This window comes from Chromobacterium sp. LK1 (assembly GCF_001043555.1).
GTDB lineage: Bacteria > Pseudomonadota > Gammaproteobacteria > Burkholderiales > Chromobacteriaceae > Chromobacterium > Chromobacterium aquaticum.
In genome coordinates, this window is the sequence record NZ_LDUI01000040.1 from 97,843 (window position 1) to 116,528 (window position 18,686).

Below are 18,686 nucleotides of genomic sequence, written 5' to 3' on the forward strand. Positions count from 1 at the left end.
CAGAGTGAAATTGTATGGATATCAATAGACTGCTATTGTCTTGCGCTTGCCTGGCCGATACCCAGCCAGACGCTCTTTGCTAGTAGAACACGATGTCATTTTTCCTCGACCCACGGACAACGCTGGCCTGTACCGCCGGCTACAGCCTGGTCATCTCCCTGGTCACCTTCCTGTTCTGGCGCCGCAGCCAACGCCAGCCCGCCGTATTGGCGCTGGCCATAGGCGGCTTGCTGGACGCGGCGGCCGGCCTGCTCTATCTGGCGCCGCTGGAGCTGGATCAGGCGCTGATCTCGATCAGCTCCAAGCTGCTGATCCAGCTGGCCGCCCTGCAGGTGCTGATCGGCATCGAACGTTTTTACAATCATTCCAGCCATTACAGCCTTCCCTTGGGGCTGGCGCTGATCTTCGTGCCGCTGCTGCTGTTCACCCACGATGGCCTGGCCCACTCGGCGCTGGCGCGCCACGCCATCTTTTCGCTGGGCGGCTGCCTGCTGTGGGGAATGATTTCCTGGCGCTTGTGGCAGGCGGAGCAGGACAAGCCGCGCGCCGGCAAATCGCTGGCCTCGGCGCTGGCGGTGCTGACCCTGCTGCTGGAGTTGACCCGGCTGGCGCTGGCGCTGTCCGCGGGAGAGCCGGAACTGGAAGTAGCCGGCCAAAGGCAGAACCTGCTGCTGTTGATGACGCAATGGACCGGTTACGGCGTGGTGGTTTGCCAGCTCTATCTGGTGTACGAACGGGCGATGGACCAATTGCTGCAGCAGTCGCGCAGCGACAGCCTGACCCGCTTGCTGAACCGGCGCAGTTTCGACGAGGAAGCGGTGGCCGCCTTCCGCAAGGCCCAGCGCGAACGGCGCGCGCTGTCACTGATCGTGTTGGACCTGGACCATTTCAAAAGCATCAACGACCGTCACGGCCACCTGACCGGCGACCAGGCGCTGACCGAACTGGCGGACTGTCTGCGCCGCCAGGCGCGGCAGACCGATCTGATCGGCCGCCACGGCGGCGAGGAGTTTTGCATCCTGCTGCCGGACACCGGCCGCGAGCAGGCGGCGCAAGTAGCGGAACGGCTGCGCGCCGCCATCGCCCGCATCGAACTGCCGCTGCCGGACGCCGGCGCGCGGCTGCGTTTCACCGCCAGCCTGGGCGTGGCCTGCCTGAACAGCAGCCACGCCTCGCTGGAAAGCCTGTTCTGCGAGGCCGACGCCATGCTCTACCAGGCCAAGCATCACGGCCGCGACAAGGTGATGCTGTCGGCGCTGCCGGCCGCGGTATGACTCAAGACCGGGCCGACAGCGCCAAGCCCTCGCACACCGGCTTTTGCGGATCGCCGGCCGGCAACTTGGCGCACACCTCGTCCAGCTGTCCGGCCAGCCGCGCCAGCGCCGCCGCCTGCTGTTGCTGCCGGCCCCAGGCCTTGAGCCGGTTCACCGCTTTTTCCAGCGAGCGCCGATTGCGCTCGTAGAAGGCGCTGGGCGTGCCGCCCGCTTCCTTGAAAATGGCGCTGGCGGTACTCTCGATCCGCTTCTCGTCCGCCGGCGCCAGCTCAATCGCCCCGCTCAGATAGCTGACACCCCATTGCAGCCGCGTGGCCGGGCCGTTGGCGGCCTCATAAGCCTGACGATACCAGTCCAGCGCCGCCGCCTTGTCGCCGCGCTGCTTGGCGTTGGAGGCCAGGATCAGCATGTGGTAGTACGGCGCGTGGGAGCGGCCCAACTCCGCCTTCAGCAGCGCGTCGGATTCATCCAGCCAGCCCGCTTGCGTCAGCAGGTCGGCGCCGGCGGTGATCACCGCCTGGCGCTCATAGGGATTGGCGGTGGCCTTGTCCGCCGCCGCCACCCGCTGTTTGACTTCCTCGCGCAAGGACCGCGGCAGCTCGCCCTTGGGCTGGTTCAAGCGCGCCAGCGTCAGCCGCGAGGACAAGGCGCCCAGGCGATCGGCGGTGGACAAGCCGGCGTCCGCGGCCAGTTTTTCCAGCGCGGCGTTCCATTGCGCCGCCAGCGCCTGACGCTCCGCCCCGTCCGCGCTCAAGGCCTTGACGATGTCGGCGGCGCTATTGATCAGGATGTCGGCATTGGCGCGTGGCTGCGCCAAGGCGGCGCGCGCGACGGCCAGCCCCTGCCCTCGGTCCGCCACCGGTGCCTCCTCGCTGGCCGCTGCGGCCAGCGCTTTCAGCTTCAGCCGCTGCGCGGTGGCCGCCGGCTGCGCCGGCACCTTGTCCGCCAGGCGCGCCAGCGTCGCCGCCACCTGTTTCTCCGACACGATCTGCGCTTGATCGGTGTCCCAGGAATAATCCGCCAGCAATTGCCAGTCGCCGTCCGCCAGCTTGTCGCCGTCCAAGGCCGCCCGCAGCAGCGCCTTCACCGGCCGCGCCGCCACCAGCCCCAGCTCCAGCGTGCGCAGATAGCGCTCCGGATCCACCTCGCCCGGCAGGCGGGTGATCTCGACGCCGTCCGGCCGGAACAGAATCATGGTCGGATAGCCGCGTACCTTGAACTCGCTGCCCAGTTTTTGCGCGTCCGGGCTGTCGCCGTCCAGGTAGACCGGCACGAACTGACGGGCGCGGGCGATGAAATCCTGGCGGTTGAAAATGGTGGCCTTGACCTGATTGCACGGCGGGCACCATACCGCGCCCCAGTACAGGAATAGCGGCTTGTTTTCCGATTTGGCCTTGGCGAAGGCCGCCGCCACATCGCCCTGCAGCCAGGCGATGCCGGGCGGCAGCGCATGTCCATCCGCCGGAGCGGAGGCCGCCTGCGCCGGCAAGGCCAGGCTGGCGGCGACAAAAGCCAGCGAGATCAAGGTAAGCTTCATCGCAGAATTCTCTTAGAGTTGGTTTGTCGAACCATGCTAACGCAATTATTCGAACGTAATAAAGTGCAATCCCTTCTGTGCTTAGCGATAAAAAATCCATTGTCGCGCGCGCGCCGCGCGACGCCGCCACTCCCGCCGCAAGGACAGCTCGCATGACCGCCCTACCCGCCTACTGGCTTGGCCCCCTATTGCTGGAAGACGGCTTCGAACGCGACACCGCCGGCCAGATCATCGCCACCGCCACCCGCCGCGCCCATTTGCTGATCGCCGACGGCCGCATCGCCGAACTACGCTTCGACGCCGTCCCTGACGATGGCCGGCCGCGCCGAGACGCGCGCGGCTGGCTGGCGCTGCCGGCCTTCGCCGACATGCACATCCACCTGGACAAAGGCCATTACGGCGGGCCTTGGCGCGCCGCCACGCCCTTCGTCAGCGTGGCGGAACGCATCCGCGAGGAACAAGGTTTCCTGCTGGATTTCCTGCCGGACACCCGGCGCCGCGCCGAAGCGCTGCTGGACCTGATCGCCGCCGACGGCGTCGCCTTCGCCCGCGTGCATTGCAATGTGGACCCGGTGGCCGGTCTCGCCACCATGGAGCAAGTGCGTCTGGCGCTGGACAGCCGCAAGCATTGGCTGGATTACGAGCTGGTCGCCTTCCCGCAGCACGGCCTGCTGTCCGGCGGCACCCTCAAGCTGATGGACCAGGCGCTGGCCTCCGGTTTCGACGTGGTCGGCGGGCTGGACCCGGCCAGCGTGGACGGCGACATCGAACGCTCGCTCAATGCCACGCTGGAGCTGGCGGTCAAGCACGATGCGCCGGTGGACCTGCATCTGCATGATCGCGGCGAGCTGGGCGCCCATACGCTGGAACGGCTGGCGCGGCTGAGCGAATCGGCCGGCCTGGCCGGCCGGGTCAGCGTCAGCCACGCTTACTGCCTGGGGGAACTGGAACCGGCCCGGCTGGACCAGGTGTGCGCGGCGCTGGCAGCCAGCGGCATCGCCATCGTATCGGCGGCGCCCATCGACGTGCCTATGCCGCCGCCGCGCGTCCTGGCCGCGCACGGCATTCCGCTGAGCCTGGGCAACGACAATATCAACGACCACTGGACGCCCTACAACAGCGGCAGCATCGTCGAGCGCGCCAGCCGTCTGGGCGAGCGCCACGGCTGGAACGATGAATACTCGCTGAGCCGCGCCTTGCGCCACATCAGCCGCGGCCTGACGCCGCTGGACGACGCCGGCCGCCAGGTGTGGCCGCAAGTCGGCGACGCCGCCGATCTGACCCTGGTGGACGCCTGTTGCTCCGCCGAGCTGATCGCCCGCCGCAAGCCGGTGCGCGGCGTGCTGCGCGGCGGCCGGCCGGGCTGGTGGGCCGAGGGCTAGGCCCGACCAGGCTTCACCGTCTGAAAAGCTCTTACAGCAACTCCAGCGCCATCGCCGTCGCCTCGCCGCCGCCTATGCACAGGCTGGCCACGCCGCGCTTGCCGCCGCGCTGACGCAGCGCCGACAGCAAGGTGATGATGATGCGCGCGCCGGAAGCGCCGATGGGGTGGCCCAGCGCGCAGGCGCCGCCGTGGACGTTGACCTTGTCGTGCGGCAGGCCCAAGTCCTGCATCGCCGCCATGGTCACCACGGCGAAAGCTTCGTTGATCTCGTAGAGATCGACGTCGCCGGCGCTCCAGCCCGCCCGGGCCAGCAGCTTGCGGATCGCCTCCACCGGCGCGGTGGTGAACCAGCCCGGCTCCTGGGCGTGGGTGGCGTGGCCGACGATGCGGGCCAGCGGGCGCAGGCCGCGGCGCGCCGCCTCCTCCGCCGTCATCAACACCAGCGCGGCGGCGCCGTCGGAAATGGAGCTGGCGTTGGCCGGCGTCACCGTGCCGTCCTTCTTGAACGCCGGTTTCAGCGTCGGAATCTTGTCGACATTGGCCTTCAAGGGCTGCTCGTCGGTGTCCACCACCTGCTCGCCGCCGCGGCCGCTGACCGTTACCGGCGCGATTTCGTCGCGGAACAGGCCGTCGCGGATGGCTGCCTGGGCGCGGTTCAGCGAGGCGATGGCGAAGGCGTCCTGGGCCTCGCGGCTGAAGCCGTACTTCTCCGCGCACCATTCGGCGAACACCCCCATCAGCTTGCCCTTGTCGTAAGCGTCCTCCAGGCCGTCCAGGAACATATGGTCCTTGATTTCGCCATGGCCCAGGCGCAGGCCGGCCCGCGCCTTGGTCATCAGATAGGGCGCGTTGCTCATGCTCTCCATGCCGCCGGCCACCATCACCCGCGCGCTGCCGGCGCGCAAGAGATCATGGGCCAGCATCGCCGCCTTCATGCCGGAGCCGCACATTTTGTTGACCATGGTACAGTTCACCGCCAGCGACAGGCCGGCGCCCAGCGCCGCCTGGCGCGCCGGCGCCTGGCCCTGGCCGGCCGGCAGCACGCAGCCGATGATGGCTTCGTCGATGTCGGCCGCCGGCACGCCGGCGCGCTCCACCGCGGCCTGGATCGCCGCCGCGCCCAGCTCCGCCGCCGTTTTGGCCGCCAAAGCGCCCTGGAAGCCGCCCATGGCGGTGCGCGCCATGCCCACGATCACGATGTCTTGCTGTTGCATTGCTTACTCCTCATGTCGATTGCCGGGCATCCGTGCCGCGCCTGTCCAGCGTTTTCTCGCACTGATGCCGTAATTGGGAAATTTCGCTCAATACCACCTTGATGTCTTCCATCTGCTCCAGCAACTGCTGTTCCTTGCGCTGCAGGATGCGGATGAATTCGTGCAGCTGAGGCGCGTCGTCGCTGGCCGCGTCGTACAGCGCGAACAGCTCGCGGATTTCCTGCAGGGACAGGCCGATGCGCTTGCCGCGCAGGATCAGCATCAGCCGCACCCGGTCGCGCCGGCTGTAGATGCGGCGCTGCCCCGCCCGCAGCGGTTCCAGCAGTTGCTGATCTTCGTAAAAGCGGATGGTGCGCGTGGTCACGTCGAACTCCTGCGCCAACTCGGTAATGCTGTAAGTCTGCTCCGCCATCTCCCTCTCCCGCCCTCCCCGGCGCCGCCGGACCATTCGCGCAACATTCGCCGTTGCGCTTGTCATTGTTGATTGACGTTAACGTAAACGTCAAGCTATCTTGAATACAGCATAGAGCAAATAGTCGAGGAAACAACATGCAAGCCAAAATCGCAGTGGTGGGCGCCGGCACCATGGGCAACGGCATCGCCCAGGTCTTCGCCGCCCATGGTTACGAAGTGCGCCTGGCCGACGTCAGCCAGGCCGCCCTGGACAAGGGCCTGGCCGCCGTCGCCTCCAGCCTGGCGCGGCTGGTGAAGAAAGGCCAGTTGGCCGAAGCCGATGTCCCCGCCATTCTCGCCCGCATCCAGACCACGACCCGCCTTGCCGACCTGGCCGACCGCGATCTGGTGGTGGAAGCCGCCACCGAAAACGCCGCCGTCAAGGAAAGCATCTTCCGCGAGCTGGCCGCCGTGGTGCGCCCGGACGCGGTGCTGGCGTCCAACACCTCTTCGATTTCGCTAACCCGCATCGCCAGTTGGGTCAGCCAGCCGGAGCGCGTGGTGGGCATGCACTTCATGAACCCGGTGCCCGTGATGCAGTTGGTGGAGATCATCCGCGCGCTGCAAACCGGCGACGCCGCTTACCGGTTGGTCTATGAATTGAGCCAGGCCTTGGGCAAAACCCCGGTCACGGTCAAGGACGCCGCCGGCTTCGTCTCCAACCGGGTGCTGATGCCGATGATCAACGAGGCCGCTTTCACGCTATACGAAAACCTGGCCAGCGCCGAGGACATCGATACCGTGATGAAGCTGGGCATGAACCACCCCATCGGCCCGCTGGCCTTGGCGGACCTGATCGGCCTGGATACCTGCTTGTCCATCATGGACATCCTCTACACCGAATTCCGCGACAGCAAATACCGCGCCTGCCCGCTGCTGGCCCAGCTGGTGCAGGCCGGCCACCTGGGCCGCAAGAGCGGCAAGGGCTTTTACAGCTACGCCTGAGCCGGCGCCGCCGGCAACGGGCTTTATTCAAGATCAGACGGAGGCAGCACCATGACCCAGGCAGTCCCCACCATCAAATTGCTGATCGGCGGCGAATTCGTCGAATCCCGCAGCGCCGAATGGCGTGACATCGTCAACCCGGCCACTCAGGAAGTGCTGGCGCGGGTGCCGATGGCCACCCAGGACGAAGTCGACGCCGCCGTCAGCGCCGCCAAGACCGCCTTCGCCGGCTGGAAGAAAACCGCCATCGGCGCGCGCGCGCGCATCTTTCTGAAATACCAGCAGCTGATCCGCGAGCACATGAAGGAGCTGGCGGCGCTGCTGACCGCCGAGCAAGGCAAGACCCTGGCCGACGCCGAGGGCGACATCTTCCGCGGCCTGGAAGTGGTGGAGCACGCGTCCGCCATCGGCAATCTGCAACTGGGCGAATACGCGGAGAACGTCGCCGGCGGCGTCGACACTTATACCGTGCTGCAGCCGCTGGGCGTCTGCGCCGGCATCACCCCGTTCAACTTCCCGGCGATGATTCCGCTGTGGATGTTCCCGATGGCCATCGCCACCGGCAACACCTTTGTGCTCAAACCGTCGGAACAAGACCCGATGGTGACCATGCGCCTGGTGGAACTGGCGCTGGAAGCCGGCATTCCGGCCGGCGTGCTCAATGTGGTGCACGGCGGCGAACAAGTAGTCAACGCGCTGTGCGACCACCGCGACATCAAGGCGGTGTCCTTCGTCGGCTCCACCAAGGTGGGCACCCATGTGCACCAGCGCGCCAGCCTCAGCGGCAAGCGCACCCAGTGCATGATGGGCGCCAAGAACCACGCCATCGTGCTGCCGGACGCCAATAAGGAACAGGCGCTGAACCAACTGACCGGAGCCGCTTTCGGCGCCGCCGGCCAGCGCTGCATGGCGCTGTCGGTGGCGGTGCTGGTGGGCGAGGCCCAGCAGTGGATTCCGGAACTGGTGGCCAAGGCGCGCGGCCTGAGCGTGGGCGCCGGCAAGGACAACCCGGACCTGGGCCCGCTGATCTCCTGCGCCGCCCGCGAACGCGTGGCCGGCCTGATCGCCCGTGGCGTGGAAGAAGGCGCGCGCCTGGAGCTGGACGGCCGCGACATCCAGGTGGCCGGCTACGAGCGCGGCAACTTCGTCGGCCCCACCATCTTCTCCGGCGTCAAACCGGAAATGAGCGTCTACCATCAGGAAGTCTTCGGCCCGGTGCTGTGTCTGATGGCGGCGGATTCGCTGGACGACGCCATCGCCATCGTCAACGCCAATCCCAATGGCAACGGCACCGCGGTGTTCACCCAGAGCGGCGCGGCGGCGCGCAAATTCCAGGAAGAGATCGACGTCGGCCAGGTGGGCATCAACGTGCCCATCCCGGTGCCGGTACCGCTGTTCAGCTTCACCGGCTCGCGCGGCTCCAAGCTGGGCGACCTCGGCCCCTACGGCAAGCAGGTCGTGCTGTTCTACACCCAGACCAAGACCGTCACCAGCCGCTGGTTCGACGACGCCGCCAGCGGCGGCAAGGTCAACACCACCATTTCGCTGCGCTGACCGGGAGCCCGCCATGGATTTCGCACTGACCGAAGAACAAATCGCCTTTCAGGACAGCGCCCGCGACTTCGCCGCCAGCGAGCTCGCGCCGCGCGCCGCGGAATGGGACGAAGAGGAAACCTTCCCGCTGGAGGTGATCCGCCGCAGCGGCGAGATGGGCTTTCTCGGCCTGTACACGCCGGAAGCCTACGGCGGCCTGGGCCTGTCGCGGCAGGACTCCGCCATCGTCTTTGAAGAACTGGCCGCCGGCTGCACCTCCACCGCCGCCTATCTGACCATCCACAATATGGTCAGCTGGATGATAGCCAGCTTCGGCAGCCCGGAACTGGCCGAGCGCTGGGTGCCGCACATGGTCAGCGGCGAGCTGCTGGGCAGCTACTGCCTGACCGAGCCCGGCGCCGGCTCCGACGCCGCCTCGCTGAAGACCCGCGCCGAGCGCAAGGGCGATAGCTATGTGCTCAACGGCTCCAAGATGTTCATCTCCGGCGCCGGCAGCACCCAGGTGCTGGTGGTAATGGCGCGCACCGGCGGCCCCGGCCCCAAGGGCGTGTCCGCCTTCGTGGTGCCGGCGGACGCGCCCGGCGTGCAATACGGCAAGAAAGAGAAAAAAATGGGCTGGAACAGCCAGCCCACCCGCGCCATCACCTTCGACAATGTGGAAATCCCGGCCGCCAATCGGCTGGGCGAGGAAGGCCAGGGCTTCGCCTTCGCGATGAAGGGCCTGGACGGCGGCCGCATCAATATCGCCACCTGCGCGGTGGGCACCGCCCAGGCCGCGCTGGCCGCCGCCCAGCGCTATGTGCAGGAACGCCAGCAATTCGGCCAGCCGCTGGCCGAGCTGCAAAGCGTGCAGTTCCGGCTGGCGGACATGCTGACCGAGCTGGTGGCCGCGCGGCAGATGGTGCGGCTGGCGGCGTGGAAACTGGACCAGGCCAGCCCGGACGCAGGCGCTTATTGCGCCATGGCAAAGCGGCTGGCCACCGATTTGAGTTTCAATGTGGCCAACAACGCGCTGCAACTGTTCGGCGGCTACGGCTATCTGAAGGACTTCCCGCTGGAACGCCATGTGCGCGACCTGCGCGTGCACCAGATTCTGGAAGGCACCAATGAAGTGATGCGGATGATCGTGGCGCGCAAGCTGTTGCAGGACGGCGCGCTGGAAACCCTGCGCTGAGCGAAGCCGGGAATATCCCCGATGCTGCGTTGCGCCGGCTTGCATCGGGGTTTTCCGGCCTCCCTCATCCACACCGAATCCATAAAGGCATACGCTATGAATCACTACGCCCACCTGAACGTGGAAAAACGCGGCCACACCGCCGTGATCACCATAGACAATCCGCCGGCCAACACCTGGAACCGCGATAGCCTGAGCGCGCTGAAGCGGCTGGTGGCGGACCTGAACGCCGACCGCGACATCTACGCGCTGGTGATCACCGGCCAGGGCGAGAAATTCTTCTCCGCCGGCGCCGACCTCAAGCTGTTCGCCGACGGCGACAAAAAGGTGGCCACCGAGATGACCATGCTGTTCGGCGAGGCCTTCGAGGCCCTGTCCGCCTTCCGCGGCGTCAGCATCGCCGCCGTCAACGGCTATGCGATGGGCGGCGGCCTGGAGTGCGCGCTGGCCTGCGACATCCGCATCGCCGAAGAACAGGCGCAAATGGCGCTGCCGGAAGCCGGCGTCGGCCTGCTGCCCTGCGCCGGCGGCACCCAGAACCTGCCCTGGCTGGTGGGCGAAGGCTGGGCCAAGCGCATGATTCTGTGCGGCGAGCGCATCGACGCGCGCACCGCCGAGCGCATCGGCCTGGTGGAAGAAGTGGTGGCCAAGGGCCAGGCGCTGGACGCCGCGCTCACGCTGGCGGAAAAAGCCGCGCGCCAGTCGCCATCCTCGGTGGCGGTGTGCAAGCAGCTGGTGCAGCGCGCGCGGCTGCAGCCGCCGGCGCACAACCTGATCCACGAGCGCGAGGGCTTCATCAAGCTGTTCGACACCCAGGACCAGGGCGAAGGCACCCGTGCCTTCCTGGAAAAACGCGCGCCGCAATGGAAGAACGCCTGACCCTCACCCAAGGACGAATCCGCCATGTCCAACCTGGTACTGTTTGAAGAACTGCCGGTCCGCGGCGGCCAGCGCATCGCCATCGCCACGCTGAACGCGGAAAAATCGCTGAACGCGCTGACGCTGGAGATGATACGGCTGCTGGACGCGCGCTTGAGCGCCTGGGAGAACGACGACGCCGTGGTGGCCGTGCTGCTGCGCGGCGCCGGCGACAAGGCCTTCTGCGCCGGCGGCGACGTGCGCTCGCTGCGCGCCGCGCTGCTGGAAGACGGCGAGGTCTACCCCAACCCGCACGCCGTCGCCTTCTTCAGCGAGGAATACCGGCTCGACTACCGCATCCACCGCTACCGCAAGCCGCTGATCGTCTGGGGCGGCGGCATCGTCATGGGCGGCGGACTGGGCCTGATGGCCGGCGCCAGCCACCGCGTGGCCACCCCGGCCACCCGCATCGCGATGCCGGAAATCACCATAGGCCTGTACCCGGACGTGGCCGGCAGCTGGTTCCTGCAACGGATGCCGGCCAAGCTCGGCCTTTTCCTGGGCCTGACCGGCGCGCCGCTGAACGCCGGCGACGCGCTGCTGTGCAATCTGGCCGACCACGTGCTGCCGGCCGACGGCCAGGCCGCGCTGCTGACCGCGCTGCGCGAGCTGGCCTGGGAGCAGCCGGCGGAACGTCACCACGGCCTGGTCAGCGCCCTGCTCAACGAGATGGAACGCGACGTGGCGCTGCCGGAGGCCAACGCCGGCCGCAATCTGCTGGCGGTGCATCAGTTGATGAACCGCGGCAGCCTGGAAGCGGTGGCCGCCGCGCTGCGCGACACCGCCTTTGAAGACCCGTGGCTGGCCGCCGCCGCCAAGAGCTTCGCCCACGGCTGCCCGACTTCCGCCGCCGTCTGCTGGGAAATCTTCCAGCGCGCCAAACACCTGTCCCTGGCCGAGGTCCTGCGCATGGAGCTGGCGCTGTCGGTCAACTTCTGCGCCAAGCCGGACTTCCGCGAAGGCGTGCGCGCGCTGCTGGTGGACAAGGACCGCGCGCCGCAATGGCATTGCCGCGAGCTGGGCGACATTCCGCCGGGTTGGGTGGACAGCCATTTCGATTCGCCGTGGACTGAGGCCGACCACCCGCTGGCCGCGCTCCAATAACAATCGAGGAGACAGAAGATGCAAACCATCGCCTTCATCGGCCTGGGCAATATGGGCGGCCCCATGGCCGCCAACCTGCTGAAGCAGGGTTATCAGCTGAACGTGTTCGACCTGTCCGCCGACGCGCTGGCCAAGCTGGTCGCCGCCGGCGCGCGCGCGGCCGCCAGCGCCGCCGATGCCGCCCATGGTGCCGACGCGGTGATTTCCATGCTGCCGGCTGGCCGCCACGTGGAAGGCTTGTACCTGGGCGAGTCCGGCCTGTTCGCGCAACTGCCGGCCGGCACCCTGGTCATCGATTGCAGCACCATAGACGCCGCCACCGCGCGCAAGGTGGCCGCCGCGGCCGACGCCGCCGGCCTCAAGATGCTGGACGCGCCGGTGTCTGGCGGCACCGCCGGCGCCGCCGCCGGCACCTTGACCTTCATCGTCGGCGGCGCCGCCGCCGAGCTGGAACGGGCGCGGCCCTTGCTGCAGGCGATGGGCAAGAACATCTTCCACGCCGGCGCCGCCGGCGCCGGCCAGACCGCCAAGATCTGCAACAATATGCTGCTGGGCATCCTGATGGCCGGCACCGCGGAGGCGCTGGCGCTGGGCGTGAAGAACGGGCTGGACCCCAAGGTGCTGTCCGACATCATCAGCCAGAGCTCCGGCCGCAACTGGGCCACCGAGCTGTACAACCCCTGGCCCGGGGTGATGGAGAACGCGCCGGCCAGCCGCGGCTACAGCGGCGGCTTCATGACCGAACTGATGCTGAAAGACCTGGGCCTGGCCGAGGAAACCGCGCTGCACAGCCACGCGGCCAATCCGCTGGGATCCTTGGCGCGCAATCTGTACGAGGAGCACGCGCAAGCCGGTTTCGGCAAACTGGATTTCTCCAGCATCCTCAAGCACTTCCACCCGCTGGATTGAATACTGGCGCGGCCCCGCCTTGGGGCCGCTGACAAGACTCCGGAGGCCAGCCGCCACGCATTTGGCGCGGCAAGTCCGTCCGGGTGGTGAATGACGGTCAATGCTTGACCAGGCCAAAGAAGCGCCGGATCTTGTCCACCAGCTCCGCCCGCTGCGGCGCGCCGTGCCCCTCCTGCCAATCCTGCGGCAGCTTGCGGGTGCGCTCGGCCAGCCGCTCCGCCAGAATCGACGAGATCGCCTCGGCCAATTCCTTGCGCGAACTCAGAATGGACTGGAAGGACTCCTTGTCCAGCCGCAGGCATTCCACATTGGAACGCGCGATCACGGTGCCGCTGCGCGCCTCGCCGGTCATCAAGCCCATTTCGCCGAAGAAGTTGCCGCCCTCCAGCACATCCACCAGCTTGCGGCTGCCGTCCGGCAGATTCACCCACACTTCCACCTCGCCATTGAGCATGATGTAGAGCCAGTGCGCGACCGCGCCCTGATGCATGATGATGTCGCCGGTGACGAAGGGGGTGAACTTGAGCTGGTCGGCCAACACCACCAGTTCCTCGTCATTGAGGCTGGACAGCAGTTCCACCTTGCGCAGCGCCTGCACCCGCTCCTCCAGGTGCTTCTTCATCCGCGCTTCCATGTACTTCTCATTGTCCTTGATGGTCAGCACATTGTAGTGCGGCGAGGACATTTTCAGATTATGGCGGCGCAAGGCGGCGTCGATATGAGTGCGCACCACCGAATCGGTCAAATCGTCGGCGGCGAGATCGGTCAGCCAGTAACGCACCGCGTACTTGCTGTAGCCGTTCTCGAAGCCCATCAGAATGCAGTTGGGCTCCGGCGACAAGGCCACGCCGGGCAGTTGCGCCTCGCGCAAGGAGCGCTCCACCACGGAGATGATCTGATTGGGTAGCGTGTCCCAATTGATGTTGAACCACACCCAACGCCGCCATTGCAGCGGCACGCCCTGACGCTTGCCCAGAATGGCGAACTGCCCCTTCATCAGCTGGCTGTTGGGAATCACCACGGTTTCCCAGTTGCGGGTTTCCACCAGGGTGGCGCGCCAATTGATTTCCACCACTCGGCCGGACAGTTCGCCGGACTTGATCCAGTCTCCCACCTCCACTGAATTATCCAGCTGCAACGACAGGCCGGCCAGGATATTGCCCAGCGTGTCCTGCATCGAGAACGCCAGCACGCCGGTGATCACCGCCGAGGTGGTGACGATGTGGCTCAGGTCCAGGCCGGCCAGGCGCAACAGCACCAGGCCCCAGCCGACGCAGCCCAGCACCAGCAGGATGTCCTCCAGAATGCGCGGCGGATGCAGGCGCAGCAGCGGCAGAAACAGCCGCATCAACATCATCGCCCATAGCCGGATCAGCGCCAAGCCCAGCACGATGATGGCGACCTGCTTCAGCCATTCGGCGATCTGATCGCCCTGCAAGCCCAGATTGATCACCACCAGCGCCACGGCGGCGGCCAGCAGCGAGCGCAGCGTCGATTTGCGGGTTTCCGGCCGCAGCAGATAGAGCAAGGCGGCGCAGGCGGCGGTCAGCGCCACGAACAGCGTCAGGCTGTCGTGCCACGCCTGGGGCACCAGTTTTTCCAGCCAGCTAACCGTGGGGGCCGTATCCATGCCGCCTCCGCGCTGAAGTCTTGATGGGAAAGCGCCGATGGCGCCGCCGCGGCAGGAGAAACAGAGGAAACAACTTGCCGGCCGCTTTTCATTGATAGCTCATGGCGGCGGATAAAAAAAATCCCTCCCGTGTAGGGAGGGCTGCAAGGTATCGGGGAAGTGTAATCGCCGGAGCTGGGGAGCCGCCGGAATCACAGCGCCCTGCTATACCAGTGCAGCGCGCAATTGAATGCTACACATTCCCATAGCATTTAGATATGAGTACATTTACTTAGCAAGCATGTCTCGCAATACAGGCTCCACATCGTCCGGCGAGGTCAGCCGGCGGATGCGCTCGAACAGTTCTCCGGCTTCCGGCCAGGTGCGCTTGAGCTGACCCAGCCATTGCTTGGTGCGCGCCACCGGGTAGCGTCCATCCTCGGACTGGACGCGGCACTGCAGGAACAGGTCCAGCACCCAGGGCTGCATCTCGCTCCAGGGCATCGGCGCGGCGGCGTCCTGGCGTTTGATGCGCAGCGCCAGGTCCGGGCAGGCCACCAGGCCGCGGCCTATCATCACCGTGTCGCAACCGCTTTGCTCGCGGATGGCGCGGTAATCGTCCAGCGTCCACACCTCGCCGTTGGCCACCACCGGCACCGCCACGCTGTCGCGGATGCGGGCGATCCAGTCCCAGTGCGCCGGCGGCCGGTAACCCTCCACCTTGGTGCGGCCATGGACCGCCAGTTCCTGCGCGCCGCCGGCTTCCAGCGCGTGCGCGCATTCCAAGGCCCGGCTCTTGTCTTCATAGCCCAAGCGCATCTTGGCGGTAACCGGTATTTCCGCCGGCACCGCCGCGCGCACCGCCTGTACGATCTGGAACAACAGTTCGGGGTCGTTGAGCAGGATGGCGCCGCCGCGATGGCGGTTGACAGTGGGCGCCGGACAGCCGAAATTCAGGTCTATGCCCGGCGCGCCCAGGCTGGCGGCCTTGGCGGCGTTCTCGGCCAGGCAGACCGGGTCCGAGCCCAATAACTGCACCCGCACCGTGACGCCGGCGCGGGTCTTGCCGCCGCGCGCCAGCTCGGGCGCCAGGCGCATGAAGGTGCGGGTGGGCAGAAGCGCCGAGGTGACGCGGACGAACTCGGTCACGCACAGATCAATGCCGCCCACCCGGGTCAACACATCGCGCATCGCCTCGTCCACCAGGCCCTCCATCGGGGCAAGAACCAATTTCATTGCAAACATCGCCGGAAAAAAGGCGAATATTGTACCGCAAAGCGGGGAAAGGCATTCAATGCAAATCGCCATCCGCCAAGCCGACGCGGAATCCGTCCGCAGCTGGCTGCCCTTATTCCTGGCCTACCTCGACTTCTACCAGGTCGCGCAGCCGGCGGAAACCTGCGCCGCCTTCCTGGAACAGCGGCTGAGCAAGGGCGAAGCGGTGGTCTTCCTGGCGCAAGACAGCGCCGGCGTCCAAGGCTTCGCCCTGCTCTATCCAGGCTTCTCCTCGCTCAGCCTGCGGCCGCACTGGCTGCTGCACGACTTGTTCGTGGCGCCGGCCAGCCGCGGCAACGGCGTCGCTAGAGTCTTGCTGCGACATTGCCAGGCTCACGTCGCCGCGCTGGGCGGCGGCCTCACGCTGCAAACCGCTCACGGCAATCTGAACGCACAACGACTATACGAACAATCCGGGTTTAAACTGGATAGCGAATTCCGGGTCTATGAATGGAGCGCCGGCTAAGCCCGCCGGGCCGCGCCTTGACGCGCCGTCAAGCGCTGCGGCATCCTTCGCCCCCTTGATGACATCGCCCACAGGAGCCGACATGAAACAGCACCGCGTCATTTTCGACACCGACCCCGGCCTGGACGACGCCGTCGCCATCCTATTCCTGCTGGGCGCCAGCGCCGACATCGAGCTTCTGGGGCTGACCACGGTGGCCGGCAATGTCGGCGTGGAGCTGACCACCCGCAATGCGCGCATCGTCTGCGAATGGGCCGGCCGTGGCGACGTGCCGGTCTACGCCGGCGCCGACCGTCCGCTGGTCCAGCCCTACCAGGGCGCCGAGCACGTGCACGGCGCCAGCGGCCTGGACGGCGCGCCGCTGCACGAACCCGCCATGCCGGTGCGCGCCGAACACGCGGTGGACTTCATCATCGACACCCTGCGCCGCGAGCCCGCCGGCAGCGTCACCCTGTGCCCGGTGGGCCCGCTGAGCAATATCGCGCTGGCCTTGCGCCGCGCGCCGGACATCGCCGCGCGCATCGGCCGCATCGTGCTGATGGGTGGCGGCTATTTCGCCGGCGGCAATATGACCCCGGCAGCGGAATTCAATATCTATACCGACCCGCACGCGGCCGACATCGTGCTGCGCAGCGGCGCGCCCATCGTGATGCTGCCGCTGGACGTCACCCATCAGGCGACGACCACGCCGGCGCGCGTGGAACTGCTGCGCGGCCTGTCCAACCGCTGCGGCCCGCTGGCGGCGGCGCTGCTGACCTCGCTGGAGCGCTACGATGTGCAAAAGCTGGGCCAGGACGGCGCGCCGGTGCATGATCCCTGCGTGATCGCCTACCTGCTGCGCCCCGAGCTGTTCCGCGGCCGCGAAGTCAACGTGGTGGTGGAACTGGCCGGCCACTACACCACCGGCGCCACCGTGGTGGACTGGCACGGCGAATCCGGACGCGCGCCCAACGCGCTCTATCTAAGCGAGGTGGACGCCGACGGCCTGTTCCAACTGATGGCCGACGCCCTCTCCCATCTGCCGTAACCCCAAGGAGGCCCCATGAAAATCGCTCCCGGCATCTATCGCCATTACAAAGGCCCGCTCTACGAAGTGCTGGGCACCGCCACTCACTCCGAAACCGGCGAACTGCTGGTGATGTACCGCGCGCTCTACGGCGAGTTCGGCCTGTGGGCGCGCCCGGCCGGCATGTTCGAGGAGAGCGTGGTTCACGAGGGCCAGACCCTGCCGCGCTTCGCGCTGGTCAAGGTATTCTGAGCGCCGCGATGCGCATATTCCGCACCGATCAGTTCCCGCTGCCGCTGCCGCCCGGACACCGTTTCCCGGCGCGGAAATACGCGCTGCTGGCGCAGGCGGTGGCCGGCTTCGCCGCCGAGGCGATGGACGCCGCGCCGGCGGCCAGCCGCTACGAACTGGCGCTGGCCCATGACGACGCCTATCTGGACAAGGTGTTCAAGGGCACGCTCAGCAACGCCGAGCAGCGCGAGATCGGCCTGCCCTGGAGCCCGCAGTTGCTGGAACGCAGCCGCCGCTCGGTGGGCGCCACCATCGCCGCCGCCCGCTGGGCGCTGGCGCAGGGTTGCGGCGTCAACCTGGCCGGCGGCACCCATCATGCCGGCCGCGCGATGGGCAGCGGTTTTTGCGTGTTCAACGACATCGCCGTGGCCGCGCGCCTGATGCTGGACGAAGGCCTGGCCCGCCGCGCGCTGGTGCTGGATCTGGACGTGCATCAAGGCGACGGCACCGCCGCCATCACCCGCGGCGACGCGCGCATCTTCACCTTTTCCATGCACGGCGCCGGCAACTTCCCATTCCGGCGCGAGCCCGGCAGCCTGGACATCGAACTGGCGGACGGCACCGGCGACGCGGCTTATCTCGCCATCCTGGCCCAGCAATTGCCGCGCCTGTTCGCCGCCGCGGCGCCGGACTTGGTGTTCTACCTGGCCGGCGCCGACCCCTACGCCGGCGACCGCCTGGGCAAGCTGGCGCTGAGCCGGGACGGCCTGGCCCAACGCGACCGCATGGTGCTGGACGCCTGTCGCCAGGCGGGGACCGCGGTGGCCGTCGCCATGGGCGGCGGCTACGCGGTGCCCATAGAGGACACCGTGGCGATCCAGACCGAAACCGTGCGCCTGGCCTGGCAAACCTTCGGCGTGACGGGACAGATTTCCCATTCCGCCGCGACTGATACACACCCACCCCGTCAATGGAGCCCGACATGAAAACCGCAACCTTCGCCGGCGGCTGCTTCTGGTGCATAGAAAGCGCCTACCACCGCCTGGCCGGCGTCCACAGCGCCGTTTCCGGCTATACCGGCGGCCCCGGAGCCAACCCCAGCTACAAGGAAGTCTGCGCCGGCCGCAGCGGCCATGTGGAAGCGGTGCAGATCCGCTACGATCCGACCAGGATCGATTACGACACCCTGCTGCGCGCCTTCTTCGACCTGCACGATCCCACCACCCTCAACCGCCAGGGCAACGATGTCGGCCCGCAATACGCGTCGGTGCTGTTCTATCACGACGAGGAACAACGCCAGGCGGCGGAGCGCATGCTGGCGGAGCTGGCCGGAGACTATTCGGCCCCCATCGTCACCCGGCTGGAAGCCGCGGTCACTTTTTACCCGGCGGAAGACTATCATCAGCAATATTTTGAGCAGCATGGTCACGAACCGTATTGCCAAATGGTGGTTGCGCCAAAACTGGCGAAATTCCAGCAATATTTTTCTGAATATTTGAAAAAATAAGACATACTCCGCCAGAGTCACGCGAACCAAGCGGCATGGTTCGCGTGACTAGGGCATCGCCGCTATAATCCGGCCCAGTAGCGGCGCTGCCCGAATTGGCCGCGCGCCGGACGAACCCAAGCCTCA

Annotated in this window: 18 protein-coding genes; 13 read left to right on the forward strand and 5 right to left on the reverse strand. The window is 67.0% G+C overall.

What is annotated here, in order from left to right:
• The first annotated feature begins 92 nt into the window (after positions 1-92).
• On the forward strand, positions 93-1,274 hold the full coding sequence (locus VI26_RS23340) for a diguanylate cyclase (protein WP_053074486.1): 1,182 nt from the start codon (positions 93-95) through the stop codon (positions 1,272-1,274).
• 1 nt (position 1,275) lies between these two features.
• Here the strand turns inward: VI26_RS23340 and VI26_RS25265 are convergent, their stop codons facing one another.
• A complete protein-coding gene (locus VI26_RS25265) occupies positions 1,276-2,811 on the reverse strand; it encodes a thioredoxin family protein (protein ID WP_048411051.1) in 1,536 nt (511 codons plus the stop codon).
• A 152-nt stretch (positions 2,812-2,963) separates the two neighbouring features.
• On the opposite strand from VI26_RS25265, the gene VI26_RS17580 reads away from it, so the two are divergent.
• Positions 2,964-4,193, forward strand: coding sequence for an amidohydrolase (locus VI26_RS17580; RefSeq protein WP_048411052.1), 1,230 nt, complete (start codon positions 2,964-2,966; stop codon positions 4,191-4,193).
• 31 nt (positions 4,194-4,224) lie between these two features.
• Here VI26_RS17580 and VI26_RS17585 read toward each other — a convergent pair whose 3' ends face one another.
• Positions 4,225-5,409 (reverse strand): acetyl-CoA C-acyltransferase, encoded by a 1,185-nt coding sequence (locus VI26_RS17585; RefSeq protein WP_048411053.1) that lies wholly within the window; start codon positions 5,407-5,409, stop codon positions 4,225-4,227.
• 10 nt (positions 5,410-5,419) lie between these two features.
• Positions 5,420-5,821, reverse strand: coding sequence for a MerR family DNA-binding transcriptional regulator (locus VI26_RS17590; protein WP_081554702.1), 402 nt, complete (start codon positions 5,819-5,821; stop codon positions 5,420-5,422).
• A 137-nt stretch (positions 5,822-5,958) separates the two neighbouring features.
• Here VI26_RS17590 and VI26_RS17595 point away from each other — a divergent pair, with 137 nt between their 5' ends.
• The 6 genes from VI26_RS17595 to mmsB all read left to right on the forward strand — a co-directional run bounded on the left by VI26_RS17595 (position 5,959) and on the right by mmsB (position 12,466).
• A complete protein-coding gene (locus VI26_RS17595; protein ID WP_043641775.1) occupies positions 5,959-6,807 on the forward strand; it encodes a 3-hydroxybutyryl-CoA dehydrogenase in 849 nt (282 codons plus the stop codon).
• 51 nt (positions 6,808-6,858) lie between these two features.
• Positions 6,859-8,361, forward strand: coding sequence for a CoA-acylating methylmalonate-semialdehyde dehydrogenase (locus VI26_RS17600; protein WP_048411055.1), 1,503 nt, complete (start codon positions 6,859-6,861; stop codon positions 8,359-8,361).
• A 13-nt stretch (positions 8,362-8,374) separates the two neighbouring features.
• Positions 8,375-9,535 (forward strand): acyl-CoA dehydrogenase family protein, encoded by a 1,161-nt coding sequence (locus VI26_RS17605; protein ID WP_048411056.1) that lies wholly within the window; start codon positions 8,375-8,377, stop codon positions 9,533-9,535.
• Between the two features lie 96 nt (positions 9,536-9,631).
• Positions 9,632-10,414, forward strand: a complete 783-nt coding sequence (locus VI26_RS17610; RefSeq protein ID WP_048411121.1) for an enoyl-CoA hydratase — start codon at positions 9,632-9,634, stop codon at positions 10,412-10,414.
• A gap of 24 nt (positions 10,415-10,438) precedes the next feature.
• Positions 10,439-11,557 (forward strand): enoyl-CoA hydratase/isomerase family protein, encoded by a 1,119-nt coding sequence (locus VI26_RS17615; RefSeq protein WP_048411057.1) that lies wholly within the window; start codon positions 10,439-10,441, stop codon positions 11,555-11,557.
• An 18-nt stretch (positions 11,558-11,575) separates the two neighbouring features.
• Positions 11,576-12,466: a 3-hydroxyisobutyrate dehydrogenase gene (gene mmsB / locus VI26_RS17620; RefSeq protein WP_048411058.1), complete on the forward strand. Its 891-nt coding sequence runs from the start codon at positions 11,576-11,578 to the stop codon at positions 12,464-12,466.
• A gap of 97 nt (positions 12,467-12,563) precedes the next feature.
• Here the strand turns inward: mmsB and VI26_RS17625 are convergent, their stop codons facing one another.
• Entirely contained in the window at positions 12,564-14,096 is a 1,533-nt protein-coding gene (locus VI26_RS17625; RefSeq protein ID WP_048411059.1) for a mechanosensitive ion channel family protein, read from the reverse strand.
• 267 nt (positions 14,097-14,363) lie between these two features.
• Entirely contained in the window at positions 14,364-15,311 is a 948-nt protein-coding gene (locus VI26_RS17630; RefSeq protein WP_048411060.1) for a tRNA-dihydrouridine synthase, read from the reverse strand.
• Between the two features lie 58 nt (positions 15,312-15,369).
• Between VI26_RS17630 and VI26_RS17635 the strand changes: the two genes are divergently transcribed.
• The 5 genes from VI26_RS17635 to msrA all read left to right on the forward strand — a co-directional run bounded on the left by VI26_RS17635 (position 15,370) and on the right by msrA (position 18,560).
• Complete coding sequence (locus tag VI26_RS17635; protein WP_048411061.1) at positions 15,370-15,816, forward strand: N-acetyltransferase; 447 nt, start codon at positions 15,370-15,372, stop codon at positions 15,814-15,816.
• Between the two features lie 82 nt (positions 15,817-15,898).
• The gene (locus VI26_RS17640; protein WP_048411062.1) at positions 15,899-16,843 is read left to right on the forward strand and encodes a nucleoside hydrolase; all 945 of its coding nucleotides are present in this window, start codon (positions 15,899-15,901) and stop codon (positions 16,841-16,843) included.
• A 15-nt stretch (positions 16,844-16,858) separates the two neighbouring features.
• Positions 16,859-17,074, forward strand: a complete 216-nt coding sequence (locus VI26_RS17645) for a DUF1653 domain-containing protein (RefSeq protein WP_048411063.1) — start codon at positions 16,859-16,861, stop codon at positions 17,072-17,074.
• Positions 17,075-17,082: 8 nt separating this feature from the next.
• Positions 17,083-18,039 (forward strand): histone deacetylase, encoded by a 957-nt coding sequence (locus VI26_RS17650; RefSeq protein ID WP_048411064.1) that lies wholly within the window; start codon positions 17,083-17,085, stop codon positions 18,037-18,039.
• Positions 18,036-18,560, forward strand: a complete 525-nt coding sequence (gene msrA, locus VI26_RS17655) for a peptide-methionine (S)-S-oxide reductase MsrA (protein WP_048411065.1) — start codon at positions 18,036-18,038, stop codon at positions 18,558-18,560. The genes VI26_RS17650 and msrA overlap by 4 nt, the downstream gene beginning before the upstream one ends.
• Positions 18,561-18,686: the final 126 nt, after the last annotated feature.

Excerpts from the sequence above, each read along its gene's own strand:
- VI26_RS23340 (WP_053074486.1), top strand. The coding sequence starts at position 93 with ATGTCATTTTTCCTCGACCCACGGACAACGCTGGCCTGTACCGCCGGC.
- VI26_RS25265 (WP_048411051.1), bottom strand. The coding sequence starts at position 2,811 with ATGAAGCTTACCTTGATCTCGCTGGCTTTTGTCGCCGCCAGCCTGGCC.
- VI26_RS17580 (WP_048411052.1), top strand. The coding sequence starts at position 2,964 with ATGACCGCCCTACCCGCCTACTGGCTTGGCCCCCTATTGCTGGAAGAC.
- VI26_RS17585 (WP_048411053.1), bottom strand. The coding sequence starts at position 5,409 with ATGCAACAGCAAGACATCGTGATCGTGGGCATGGCGCGCACCGCCATG.
- VI26_RS17590 (WP_081554702.1), bottom strand. The coding sequence starts at position 5,821 with ATGGCGGAGCAGACTTACAGCATTACCGAGTTGGCGCAGGAGTTCGAC.
- VI26_RS17595 (WP_043641775.1), top strand. The coding sequence starts at position 5,959 with ATGCAAGCCAAAATCGCAGTGGTGGGCGCCGGCACCATGGGCAACGGC.
- VI26_RS17600 (WP_048411055.1), top strand. The coding sequence starts at position 6,859 with ATGACCCAGGCAGTCCCCACCATCAAATTGCTGATCGGCGGCGAATTC.
- VI26_RS17605 (WP_048411056.1), top strand. The coding sequence starts at position 8,375 with ATGGATTTCGCACTGACCGAAGAACAAATCGCCTTTCAGGACAGCGCC.
- VI26_RS17610 (WP_048411121.1), top strand. The coding sequence starts at position 9,632 with ATGAATCACTACGCCCACCTGAACGTGGAAAAACGCGGCCACACCGCC.
- VI26_RS17615 (WP_048411057.1), top strand. The coding sequence starts at position 10,439 with ATGTCCAACCTGGTACTGTTTGAAGAACTGCCGGTCCGCGGCGGCCAG.
- mmsB (WP_048411058.1), top strand. The coding sequence starts at position 11,576 with ATGCAAACCATCGCCTTCATCGGCCTGGGCAATATGGGCGGCCCCATG.
- VI26_RS17625 (WP_048411059.1), bottom strand. The coding sequence starts at position 14,096 with ATGGATACGGCCCCCACGGTTAGCTGGCTGGAAAAACTGGTGCCCCAG.
- VI26_RS17630 (WP_048411060.1), bottom strand. The coding sequence starts at position 15,311 with ATGAAATTGGTTCTTGCCCCGATGGAGGGCCTGGTGGACGAGGCGATG.
- VI26_RS17635 (WP_048411061.1), top strand. The coding sequence starts at position 15,370 with ATGCAAATCGCCATCCGCCAAGCCGACGCGGAATCCGTCCGCAGCTGG.
- VI26_RS17640 (WP_048411062.1), top strand. The coding sequence starts at position 15,899 with ATGAAACAGCACCGCGTCATTTTCGACACCGACCCCGGCCTGGACGAC.
- VI26_RS17645 (WP_048411063.1), top strand. The coding sequence starts at position 16,859 with ATGAAAATCGCTCCCGGCATCTATCGCCATTACAAAGGCCCGCTCTAC.
- VI26_RS17650 (WP_048411064.1), top strand. The coding sequence starts at position 17,083 with ATGCGCATATTCCGCACCGATCAGTTCCCGCTGCCGCTGCCGCCCGGA.
- msrA (WP_048411065.1), top strand. The coding sequence starts at position 18,036 with ATGAAAACCGCAACCTTCGCCGGCGGCTGCTTCTGGTGCATAGAAAGC.